Source organism: Methanobrevibacter sp. 87.7 (assembly GCF_002208625.1).
In the GTDB taxonomy this organism is placed as follows: domain Archaea; phylum Methanobacteriota; class Methanobacteria; order Methanobacteriales; family Methanobacteriaceae; genus Methanarmilla.
Map to the genome: position 1 here is coordinate 1 of NZ_MRCT01000037.1, position 13,076 is coordinate 13,076.

A 13,076-nucleotide genomic window follows, 5' to 3' on the forward strand; every position below is an offset into this window, starting at 1 on the left:
GCTAAATTATATAAAAAATTAAAAAAAATAAACTCATTAAAAAATATTAAATAAATTCATTAAAAAGAAAAAAAGTAAAAATTAAATAAGATAAATCCTTTTATTTAATAAAAAATTCTTATATGTAAATAATTAACTAATATAATATTAAATAAAAACTTATTTTAACTGTAAATAATTAACTAGTATAAAATAACACCAGTTCCTTTTGCAACAATATGAAAACTATCTCCAACTAATTCTCCAACAATATTATAGTCAACCTCAAGATCAAGGACACCATTTCCACCATGTTTTTTTACTTCTTTAGCAAGTCTTGAAAGTGCAATATCTTTAGCTTCTTGAAATCTTCTAAGAAGAACATCTTCTTCCTCTTTAGTCTTAACTTCAAACAACTTGTTTTCATTTGGAATAATTACAGAACCTTCATAAACACCAATATACTCTTTAACTTTTAATTGCCATGGATGAGTAGTAGTCATAAATAATACACCTAAATTATTTATATCCATGTCATCTAATTCTGATGCAAAGTTTTTATTAGTTAATCTATATGTAGGAGGTTTAAATTCAGTACCTCTCAATTTACACCATATTGGAACAAAAGTATAATAAAGTTTATCAGTAAGCCTTTTAAAATAACCAGTACTATATGAAAGTAAACCTATAATTACAACTAAAAAGAAATAATTAACAGCTGTTGGAAATGCTGCTTGTAATATAACTATAATTGCACCTGCAGTTATACCATTAAATCCAAGAGTTGGATTTGCAATAATAAAACCATGAATTACAGTGACAAAAAATAAGATATAAGCACTAACAGCACCAGTAGTTTCATTTAAAAGTTTATTAGATAAATATGTTTCGGCATAACCTGCAAATAATGGAGCAAAAATAAATGCAAGGTTCCAACCAAAAATAGCTATATTAAAACGAAAACTAAGAGCATAAGTAACTGAACCTATAAATGAACCAAAAATAATACAAATTGCAGCTTTTTTATCTTTCTCTTTATCTCGATTTTTAAAGTCAAAATCCTCTAAAAACTTCATTTTATATTCCCTTAAAAAATAATTATAAAAAATTAAACATAGGTTATTGCAGTCCCATAAGCTGTAACTAAAATAGTATTACCCATAGTTCCACCAAGGTTTGCATAATTTATTTTTAATCCAATAATTGCATTAGCACCAAAATCTAATGCTTTATCTTTCATACTTTCAAGAGCAACTTTTCTAGCTTTTTGAATTTCTTCTTCATATTTAGATGTTCTTCCACCTACAACATCACGTACACCAGAAAATAAATCTTTATATACATTTGAACCTATTAAAGCTTCTCCAGTTACAATACCATAATATTTTTTAATTTGCTTACCTTCAAGAGTATTAGTTGATGAAAGAATCATTATATCACCATATAAATATTATAAAAAAATAGAATTAATCATCTTAATTATATATCAAGTAATTAAATAACAAGTAAATTAAAATAAAACAACACTTAAACACAAAATAATATTCTAATACACACAATTAAAATAAAACAACACTTAAACACAAAATAATATTCTAATACACACAATTAAAATAATAATAATAATAAATTTATAAAAACAATATTAAATAGAAAAAAATCTATTTAATAATTACGAAATAGAACCAAACTAATATAAATATAATTAATAAAACAGTTACTAATTTTTGATTTCTATTCATTTGATTTTCTCTTTGACGTATTACTTTCTCACAATCTGGAGAACATGCTTTTTCACTTAATGGAATAGGTGTTCCACAAACTGGACAATGTTTATGTGGTTCAACTGCCATAATTTCACCTCTAATCAGATATTATTCTAGTTCCTATATCTTCACCATTCATAATTTTAACAAGATTTTCTGGGTCATTACCATTAGCAATAACTGTATCAAGTGAAGAACGTTTAATCATTTGAATTGCAGTCATATCAAAGAATTCATAAGTACCTGCTTTAACATCTTTTCCTTTAATGAATTCCATCATATCAGAAGCTGTAATTTCTTTAATTAATTTTGCATCCTCAAATTTATTTGGATCTTTATTATACATACCATCAACAGATGTTAAATTAATAAGTAAATCTGCTTTGATATATTCAGCTAAAATTGCACTTACTGCATCAGTACTGTGAGCAGGTTCTGTTCCACCCATAACAATAATTTTTCCAAATGCAGAATACTCTAAAGCTTCTTTAAAGTTAACTGGTACTTTTTGATATGCACTATCACCTAAAGCAGATAATAATAATTGTGCATTAATTCTAGTAACTTCAATACCTATTGCATCACTTTGAGCTTCACCACAACCTAAATCTCTTACAACACTAATATAATCCCTTGCAGGTTTTCCTCCACCTACAACAACAAATATTTCATTATCTTCTGCTAAAGACTTTAAAATATCTGAATAAGCTTTAAACATCTTAGCATCATACTTTTGTATTAAAATAGATCCTCCAATCGCCACTACTATTTTCATATATTCACCTGAAAAGAATTTAATAAAAAATTATTAAATTATTCATCTTTAATTGATATCTTTTTTATATTATTTAAAACTAATTTTTTAAAAATTAAAATTAAAAAAGACAAATATAAAAAAAGTAAATAAAAGTAATTTTTAATCTAAAAATACCGTAAAAACAAAAACGATAAAAATAATTTAAATTAAATTTAAATTAAAATATACTAAAATATTTTCATCCATTATAATATTTTTCAATATCTTTTTCTAATTCATTAAATATTGCAGTATTATCTGAATTTTGAACTTTATCAAGATTTTTTTGATATTTATCAAGATTTAATAAGAAATTCTTAATACTATCAATTTCCATATCTTCATGATATTCTCCATAACCTAATTTATCAACATAAAAACCATTAAGAATTTGTTCAAAGTTACCTAATGCAGGCATGCTGTAAATTGGTTTTTTAAGATAAATAGATTCACTAATTAATGTAAAACCACCATTTGTAATAACCGCTTTAGCAGTTCTTAAATCATCATAGAAAATATCTTCATTAAACTCACGGAAAGTTAAATTTTTATCAGTTCCATTTTTATTAAAACCATAAACAATAAATTCTTCATCTATTTTTTTAAGATTTTCCATAAGTTTATAATTAGAATCACTAGTTTGATAAACTAAAATTTTATCTCCTTTTACAGATTTAAGAGCCCTTATATGGTCTCTTAATATTGGAGGATAAATTACAGAGTTACTACCTTTTTTAATAGGTGGATTAAAGAAACTTGTAAGAATATGTATTTTAGCATTTTGAACATAAACCTTAATTACTGCTTTAGCTTTTAGCAGATCAATCTTATGATTAGGAGGATAATCAATCTCAGTTTCACTAATCATATGAATATTATCTAAACTTATTAATGGAATATTTAAAAATTGAGCAACAAGATTACTATAATTCTCAAAATCAGAAATAATCAATCCAGGTTTATATTTTTTTGCTAATTTAAATATTGTATTATAACATTTTTTAATATTAGATGGATTCTCTTTCATACATTGTTTAAAGGTTTCAACATCATTTACAACATTATTTTTATAAAATGTATTAAATACACCAATTTCATAAACATTATTAAATTTACTATTTAAATAAGTATATGCTCTATTTCCTGAAAAAATAAATACATTATACTCTTTAACAAGATGATTTAAGATTACAGCACTTCTTATTGCATGACCCATACCTTCTCCACATACACAATAAAAGATAACCTTATTACTTCTTTTTACAATATTTGAATTTTTAGCTTTTTTATTCTGATTTTCAGTAAGTCCTTTACTAGATTTCTGATTTTTAATAGAACGTCCTTGATTTTGTTTATTAGAATTTTTATTAAGTTTAATTTGTTTATTAGAATTATTAATATTATTTTTATTTCCAAATATTTCATCTAAACTCATATTAGAATTAATTACATTTTCACTAGCATTATGTTCAGTGTTATTTGATTTAACTTCAATACCATTTTCCTTATAATGGACTTTTTTTGTAGATATTTTAATTGGTTTTTTAGTTTTAATAGATTTTGGATTTATTTTTTTAGTTTCAACCTTTTTAAATTTAGAAGTAGTATCTAAATTATCTGTTTTTAAATTAGACATATTAGATCCACTTGGAGTTTTAATTTTATTTTTATTAAGCTTTTTAGAATGAGCATAATTTTTTGTTTTATTTGAAGAAGTGAATTTAAGTTTAGATGGACTATATTTAACATGTGATGAAGTTGAATTAATACCTTTAGAAGAATTTTTCATTGATGATGTTTTATTAAGATCATGACCAAAAGTATAACCTAATTCATCTGCAGAGGTTCTTTTTCCCATAAAATCATTAATTGTACTTTTACCATAAACTTTTACAAGAGAAATTAAACCTTCTTCTTCAAGTCTCCTAGTAGAAACATATAATTTAGCAGTTCTTAAAACTTTAAATTCAGAAATATTACCAATTCTTTCAATATAATCAGTATCTTCACCAAAATTTAAAGATTCATCAAATCCTCCAACTTCTTCATGAAGACTTTTTTTAGAGATAATACCATAACATCCTGCACCATGAGGTTTAATATTTTCTACAGAAATCATAAATTTATTTGCAAAGTCATGTAAGATTTGATAATACTTTTTATCAGAATCTGCCATCATTTGACTAATTGCAATTCCAAGATCATCTTCCTCAAATTCTGATACACAATTTTTAAGATATCCTTTTGAAAGTCTTAAATCAGAATCTAAAAATAATAAAAGATCCCCTTTTGCAATTTTTGCACCATTATTCCTACCTACAGCAGGCATGCCCCCTTTGACAATCCTACAACCATAATTTGATGCTATATTAACTGTTTTATCTGTAGAATCTGCATCTGCAACAATTACCTCATAATCATTATAATCTTGACGTTTAATACTTTCAAGAAGTTTAGGTAAGTATGCTTCTTCATTATATGTTGGAATTATAATACTTAATTTCATCTTACAGATTCTCCACTTAAAAATATAAATCCTTTAAAAAAATATAAAAATCATTTAAAATAATAATTTTTAAAAATATTTAACTCCACTAAATTTATTTAAAAATAAATTTTAAATTTAAAATTGAATATATAAAAAATTTCTAAAAGATTTTCAATGTTTATTAATATATAACACAAAGTATATTAAATTTTAATAAAAATCCTATTTTTACTTAATAAAAAACTTATATTTATAAAATTAAAAAAAATAAAAAAATCATGAAAAAACTAAAATAAACAGAAATCTAAAAAAACTAAAAAAAAAAATAGAAATCTAAAAAAACTAAAAAAATAAAAAAATAGAAAAAAATAGAAAAAAATTAGAAATAAGAATAAGGGTTCCATGAAATAGTAAAGGCCTTACACGTACCATTTAAATGATTATCTAAACTATTTAAAAGTTTCATTTCATTATGATTAGAAGATAAATAATAAATATCACGATCAGGTAAATGTTTAACACTTAAAACACCATACTCATTTAAATCAATATTATCCTGTGGTTCTAAAATATCTACCTCATAGTATGCTGTTTGAGCACATGCAAATACAAATGAAAACCTTAGAATAATTATAAGAATAAGAATTAAATGAGGAAGAGCAATTTTAAAATAATATTTAAGATGTTTTCTTTGTGAAATATTATCTCTAAATATAGCTAAATCTTTTGAAATATTATCTTTTAAACTACTTACTTCAGTATATTGCTTAGATGCATCAAGATATTTAGTACTTTCTTTATTCTTTGTTAAAACTGGTGTGACATTATCAATTAAATACTCATTAAACATGATAATTAAAATTCCATAAATTCCTGCAATAGTAGGTGTTGCAAATAAACCACCATCCATAATACCAATAATACCAAGACTTAATAAGAAAATCAATAAAAGTTTAGGGAAAAGACTTCTATTTTCAACTGATTTAATCATAGTAATAAATAGAATAGGAACAAGCACAAAACAATATTTAACTAAATTAGGAATATATGGCGCAAGACTATTACCTACATGAATACTACTTGGAATATTCTTGATTAATAAAACAATAATTGAACCAAAAACTGATTTAAAAACATGAGAATGTTGAATACTAGTTGTTGTCATCTTAGGTTCTACAACAACAAATGTAGTTTCTAATGGTAAGTTAAGTTTTAATCTAATATATACTTCAGTTAATATTCCAATTACACCAATAACTAAAATTAAAACTAAAGATAACTTAAGATAGAAATCATTAGATTTATTAAACCAATTTAAATTATGTTTTTCACCATATCTTGAGAAAATTAAAAATATTCCAAATATTACAAAATAAAGTACATCTTTTCCTTTAGATGAACCCATAAGTAATGGTTGGAATAATGGTCTTATAATAAGATCTAAAAAGCTTGTAAAATAAATCAAAGCTCCAAATATTATTAATATTATTCCTGCAAGATAATAATTATCATATTTCATAAATTAACCTAATACTAGTTTTTACAAGACATAAAAATATTTTATAAAAATTATATAAAATAAAAAAATATTTTATAATTATTAATATTTAGATAGTTTTAAAAGCTTTAAATAGTTTAGGGAAAAATAATTTTAAATTTGTATAAAGAAAAAATGAATATAAAAATTAATTAAAAAAATTCATAAAAAACAGAATAATAAGATAATTAAACTAAATTTTGATTAAAGGTAATAATAAAAATAAACACAAAAAACATATACAAGAAAAAAACAGACACAAGAAACAAAATAAACACAAAAAACATATACAAGAAAAAAACAGACACAAGAAACAAAATAAACACAAAAAACATATACAAGAAAAAAACAGACACAAGAAACAAAATAAACACAAAAAACATATACAAGAAAAAAACAGACACAAGAAACAAAGTAAACACAAAAAACATATACAAGAAAAAAACAGACACAAGAAACAAAATAAACACAAAAAACATATACAAGAAAAAAACAGACACAAGAAACAAAATAAACACAAAATAAACACAAAAACAATAAAAAAACAAAAAAGATAGTTAAATAAAATAACTATCCTCTAATTAAAATTTTTACAACTATTTTATTACTAAAGTAGATTTTACAGTTTTAGCAGCAAAAGTTCCATCACCAGCAAAACTAGTAGTTACAACATAAGTTCCTCTTTTATTAACTGAAACTTTAACAGTAGCAACACCTTTTGAATTAGTTTTTGCACTATATGTTTTACCATTTACAGTAACTTTAACAACTTTATTAACACCAGGAACAAAACCAGGACTAATAGCTTTATCTCCTTTTAAAGTAACAGTAATTGTTTTAGTTTTAGTATTAAGACTATATGTTTTCTTTGGAACAACTAGAGTTGTTGGTTTTTTAGTAATAGTAATTTTAGAAACTACAAAACTACCTTCATATTCATCATCAGATAATACTGCAACTGCAAATGTATAAACATTAGCCCATGCAAGATTAATTTGAAGTCTTGCAATACCATTTGCATCAGTTATAACATTATATGCTACACCATTAAATCCAATGTTAACATTTTTATTTGCTAAAGGATTTCCATATTCATCTTTAACTGAAACATTAAAGTATGCTCCTCTTTCACCATTATAGAAATCAACTGCTTTTTGAACCATATCTTTAGCAGTAATAACTATTTTTGTTTTAGGAACGTTAACATTTAATGAATTTGAAGAAGATTCATACATTTCAGTTCCATCAAAGCTTACAGTAATTAAATAATTTCCACCAGGTAAATTATTAAGATAAATTTTACCTTCACTATCAGTTATAAGATTATAGACTATAACACTTGATTTTAATAAAGATACTCTAAGATTATTACTTACTAATGGTTTTCCATTACTAGTTAATTGAGCAGTTATACTTTTATTATTATAAGTAATATCTATATTAGTTTTAAATTTATTAACTGAAAGATTAGTTGTGAAATTGCTTCCTACAGTATTTTCATCACCAGAATAATTACCAAAGATTAAATAATTACCAGAAAGTAAATATTTAATTACAATACTACCATTTTCATCAGTAATATAATTTTCACTAACAGTGTTTTTATCAGATACAATAGTAATATTAACTACTTTACCAACTAAAGGATTATTTCCACCATCAAGTAATTTAATTACATAATCTTCAGCAACATTAATTGAATTATTTCCATAAACAAAGTGAGATGTAATTTTTTCAACAGTAGAAATAACTCCAGTTTTTATAGAAAGATCACTAGTATCATAAACTCCAGAAACTAAATATTCACCGTTATTAGGAATTGTATAATTAATAGTAGCTAAACCTTCATCAACATAAACTTTAGCTGTTTTAGTACCATTTACATTAAATACAAGGTATTGACCAGTAATTGGATTACCCATATCATCAGTAACAGTAGCATTTAAAAGTACAATTTTTGAAACGTAAGTTTTTACTTCAACAGTTTCATTATTTAAGAAATTTAAATAAACAAGAGCTATAGTACCATTATTATAGATATAATTACCTACATTTGAACTACAATTACTCATTAAATTACCAGTTAAATTAACAAAACCATTATTTAATATAACTCCACCATAATCAGTTGCAGATTGGTTTATAAATTTAGAATCTTTAATAACAGCAATAGATAAAGGATCATTGTTTAATAGAGCACCACCAATTACTGCAGTATTATTAATAAATTCTGAATTATATATAAACATATTTCCAGAATATTGAATTGGTCCAAGAATATCTTCAACAATGTTTCCTTTATTGTATAAGGTACCATTTACACCAGTGTTATTAATAAATCTAGAATTATTAATAGTTGCATTACCCATATAATTTGATAAAACACTACCATTTCCAAGTGCACTGTTGTTTACAAAAGTACAATTATCAATAAATCCAGTAGATACTTTATTATAACCTTCAAATATTACTCCACCATCAATATCTGCATGGTTTTTCTCAAAATATGAATTAGTTATATTAAAGATTTCAAGATCTACTTCTTGATAATAATTTCCATTTTCATAGGTAGTATAATAAGTAATACCTGGAAGGAGATATAATGCTCCACCATATTTAGAACTACTTTTAATTACACTAATATTATTAGCTGTAAAGTTACCATTAGTTGCATAAACAGCTCCACCAGCAATATCTGCAGTGTTACTAATAAATTCAGTATTATTAACTATTGTATCAGTAGCTGCACAAATAGCTCCACCTACACTTGCAATATTTGATAAGAATTTACAATTTTCAAATACATGTAAACCATTACCTGCATAAACTGCTCCTCCTTCAGCAGTAGCATAGTTATTAATAAAGTTAGTATTTTTAATTGTAACATTACCTTCTAAAGATTCAGTATAAATAGCTCCTCCAACAGTAGCATGGTTATTTTCAAAAGTGCAGTTATTTATAACCATAGATTTCCAGTTTAAAATAACTCCACCATGCCATTTAGAAGAAACCTCTTTATTTGTTGCAAAATTATTTCTAAAAATACAGTTGTTTAAACATAAATATGCATCATTATAAATGGCACCAGCATATTCAGAACTACAGTTTTCAACAATCATATTTTCAAGATTAAGTAATGATGGTCTGTGATCATATGCGCCATAATACTTAGCTGCAACATTAAATAAAGTTGTATTTACACCAACTAAAGTAATATCACCTAATTTATTTGCTTTAATAGTAACATTTTTATAGATTTTTTTCATCCTGTCTCCAATAGCAATTTCTTTATTAAAGAAATAAGTACCAGGAAGACCTATAATTGTATCTCCTTCAACAGAACCATCAACAGCATCTTGTAATGTAAAGTATCCTTGTTCTCCAATAAACCAGTAATATTTAGAAACTTTAACAGTTCCATTTAAAACAGTTACATTACCTTCATTACCTTTTAATGTTCCACTAAGAACATAATCTTCTAAGGAATCACCAACTTTATAATTTAAAGTTGCAATACCATTAGCATCAGTAATTGCATTACCAATAACTTCACCATTTAATGTAAAAGTAATATTAGCATTAGTTATTGGATTTCTCATATTATCAGTAAATAATGCAGTGAAATTTACATTAGATCCATGTAAAACAGTAATAGTTTTATTAGAAATAAATGTTAAATTACCATTAATTTTACCATTATTAAGATAAATTACATTAGTTTTTGGATTAGTGTCATTAATTATATTATTATTAAATAAAACATTTGCATATTTAATTGAAACATATCTACCATTTATAGCATTACTTTCATTAAAAATATTATCTTCAATTATAGCATAATTTGTAAGTGAGTATATTGAAATGGATCCTCCTTCTTTAGTAGCTTTATTAGAAATAAAAGTATTATTTTTAATAGTAGTTAATTTACTTAAATCACTATAAATAGCACCACCAATTTTAGCTGAATTATTACAAAAGATATTGTTTGTAATTATTACATTTGAAGAAGTATATGCTTCAACTGAAATAGCACCACCATAACCATTTACAGAATTATTAATAAAAGTACAATTATTAATTATTCCATTATTAGCAAGGAAGATAGCACCAGCATAATTATTTTCATCAGCAGGGTTTGAATTGTTAATAAAAGTAGAGTTTTCAGTAATGAAATTACTTGATTCAGAGTATATTGCACCTCCACCTAAAGTATCAAAGTAATAACTATCATATGCATCTTGATCAATACTATTATTAATAAATTGAGAATTAATAACTTTTAATGAGCCAGAAGGACCAGAGAAAATAGCTACTGCACCACCAGCTGCTGATTTTGAATTAGAAATAATAATATTATCTAATGTTAAATTACCAGAATCAACATATATTGCTCCACCTTTACCTCCAACAGTGAAATCATCAGAATCATAATCAGGTGTTCCATCAGTTAAGGTAAGTGATTTTAATACAACGTTAATATTTCCATCAATAATAAAGATACGACCAGTATTAGTTCCATTAATAATAGTTGAATCAATATCTTCACCAATAATAGTTACATTTTTAGAAATTTCTAAATTATTTTCATTATATTTTCCTTTTTTAATAAAAATAGAATTTTTAACATTAGAAACTTTAGATAAAGCATATTGAATTGTTTTATATGGATTTTGATTAGAACCATCCCCAGTTTTATCATTACCTACATCAGAAACAAAAATAAATGAATCAGAAGAAGTAAATACTGGAAAATCATATTTAACAACAGTATTATTTTTTATATTTAAAGAAATACTTTCATCACCAGTGGTTTTTGGAGTATAAACATTACTTGCTACTCCATTTGCTGTTAAAAGATCAACATTATCAAATTCACCTAATTTTGAATTAACTGTAAATGATAAATTAGGCATTGAATTTTCTAAAGCAATAAAATTAACTCCATCAGTATATTTTGTGAAATCATAATTAAATGGTATTTGATTTCCAAGTGTAATAAAACTAGTATCTGTAATTAAATTTAAAACAACCCATTTATTTACATTATTTTTAGAACCTATAACATAAGCATCTGGTTTAGAATTATTTCCCCAAAAGTTAAATTCAAGATTTTCTAAACCTTTTGAATAAATTATAGATTGATTATTATTAGCAACACTATTAATAAATAAACAGTTGTTTACAATACTTCCACCATTAGTATTAACAAATGCAATTGATCCTCCATAATTAGCAGAGCAATCTTCAAATATACAATTAGTAATATTTGCAGTTTTTGATGAACTTACTGAAATAGCACCACCATAACTAGTAGAATGACAATTTCTAAAAGTAGAATTAGATACAATAAGATTTGCATAACCACTATAATAAGTAGTTACTGCTCCTGCATAATTACCATAACAATTTTCAAAAGTACAATTAGTTATTTTTAATAACTCACCTGAAGTAGATGAAGATTTTATAGGAGAATAACCATAAGATTTTGATCCATTTCCATTAATAAATTTAATATTAGAAAAAGAGACAACACCAGTTGCATAAAAACCATTAGCACGATTATTTAAATCAAAAATAACACCCCCTAAACCAATAACATTTTTATTTTCAATATTAAGTTGGGAACTAATTACATAAGTTCCATTTTTAACATTAATATTGTACATATCAGATTTGGAACTTGAGTTAATAGCTTTTGAAATACTTGCATATGGTGAAGACTCAGAACCATCCCCATCATCATCACTACCATCAGTAGCAACATAAATGTCATGATCAGAGTTAGAATCTCCAAGATTATAATTATCATTCAATGCATTAGAACTCTTAATATCCTCATTACTTACATAAAAAATATTACTATTAGTTGATATATCATCTACACCAATAGAATTATCATGCAGACCAATATTAGGATCTGCAGCAAATGAACAAGGAATTATAATCATGGAAAATGCAATAATACTAATAATTAACATAGTTTTTAAATTATTCATATTATAACCCCATAATTTTTTTAACATACAATTATCTATTCCATAGAAAAATATTATATAAAATTTAAGAATTTAAACATAAATATATCAAAAAATTATTTAAACAAATTATAAAACTTAAAAAATATAACGAAATGAATAAACAATAATATTGAAAATTATATTAAAACAAACATCAAATTATTTAAAATATTATAAATTAAAAAAATAAATTTAGTAATACTCAAATAGAACAAGTAAATATTAGTTTTCTAAATTTAAATTCTTAAAAATATAATATTCAACTATTACTCCTTAAATTATTATTTGAGAATATGAAACAAATAATAAAAAATGTTATGAAATGTAAACTATTACATAACGATTAAAACTTTTATTAAAATTAATATATAAAAATTACTATTTTTAATTAAAAACTTAAACTAAATAAAATTAGAAATAAAGGATAAAACAAGAATAAAATAAAAAATATTGAATTTAAAAAAGATAAATTAAAAATTAAAAAAATAAATTT

Annotated in this window: 7 protein-coding genes; all 7 read right to left on the minus strand. The window is 23.9% G+C overall.

The window, feature by feature from the left end:
- Window positions 1–182: 182 nt before the first annotated feature.
- The 7 genes from BGI41_RS02940 to BGI41_RS02980 all read right to left on the minus strand — a co-directional run bounded on the left by BGI41_RS02940 (window position 183) and on the right by BGI41_RS02980 (window position 12,562).
- On the minus strand, window positions 183–1,055 hold the full coding sequence (locus BGI41_RS02940; RefSeq protein ID WP_143744774.1) for a heavy metal-binding domain-containing protein: 873 nt from the start codon (window positions 1,053–1,055) through the stop codon (window positions 183–185).
- A gap of 32 nt (window positions 1,056–1,087) precedes the next feature.
- The gene (locus BGI41_RS02945; RefSeq protein ID WP_088538754.1) at window positions 1,088–1,411 is read right to left on the minus strand and encodes a heavy metal-binding domain-containing protein; all 324 of its coding nucleotides are present in this window, start codon (window positions 1,409–1,411) and stop codon (window positions 1,088–1,090) included.
- 229 nt (window positions 1,412–1,640) lie between these two features.
- On the minus strand, window positions 1,641–1,832 hold the full coding sequence (locus BGI41_RS02950; RefSeq protein WP_088538755.1) for a DUF2116 family Zn-ribbon domain-containing protein: 192 nt from the start codon (window positions 1,830–1,832) through the stop codon (window positions 1,641–1,643).
- 10 nt (window positions 1,833–1,842) lie between these two features.
- Window positions 1,843–2,520, minus strand: a complete 678-nt coding sequence (gene pyrH, locus BGI41_RS02955) for a UMP kinase (RefSeq protein ID WP_088538756.1) — start codon at window positions 2,518–2,520, stop codon at window positions 1,843–1,845.
- Between the two features lie 220 nt (window positions 2,521–2,740).
- A complete protein-coding gene (locus BGI41_RS08540) occupies window positions 2,741–5,047 on the minus strand; it encodes an MJ1255/VC2487 family glycosyltransferase (protein ID WP_233126299.1) in 2,307 nt (768 codons plus the stop codon).
- Window positions 5,048–5,408: 361 nt separating this feature from the next.
- On the minus strand, window positions 5,409–6,548 hold the full coding sequence (locus tag BGI41_RS02970) for a hypothetical protein (RefSeq protein ID WP_088538757.1): 1,140 nt from the start codon (window positions 6,546–6,548) through the stop codon (window positions 5,409–5,411).
- A 614-nt stretch (window positions 6,549–7,162) separates the two neighbouring features.
- The gene (locus tag BGI41_RS02980; protein WP_088538759.1) at window positions 7,163–12,562 is read right to left on the minus strand and encodes a right-handed parallel beta-helix repeat-containing protein; all 5,400 of its coding nucleotides are present in this window, start codon (window positions 12,560–12,562) and stop codon (window positions 7,163–7,165) included.
- Window positions 12,563–13,076: the final 514 nt, after the last annotated feature.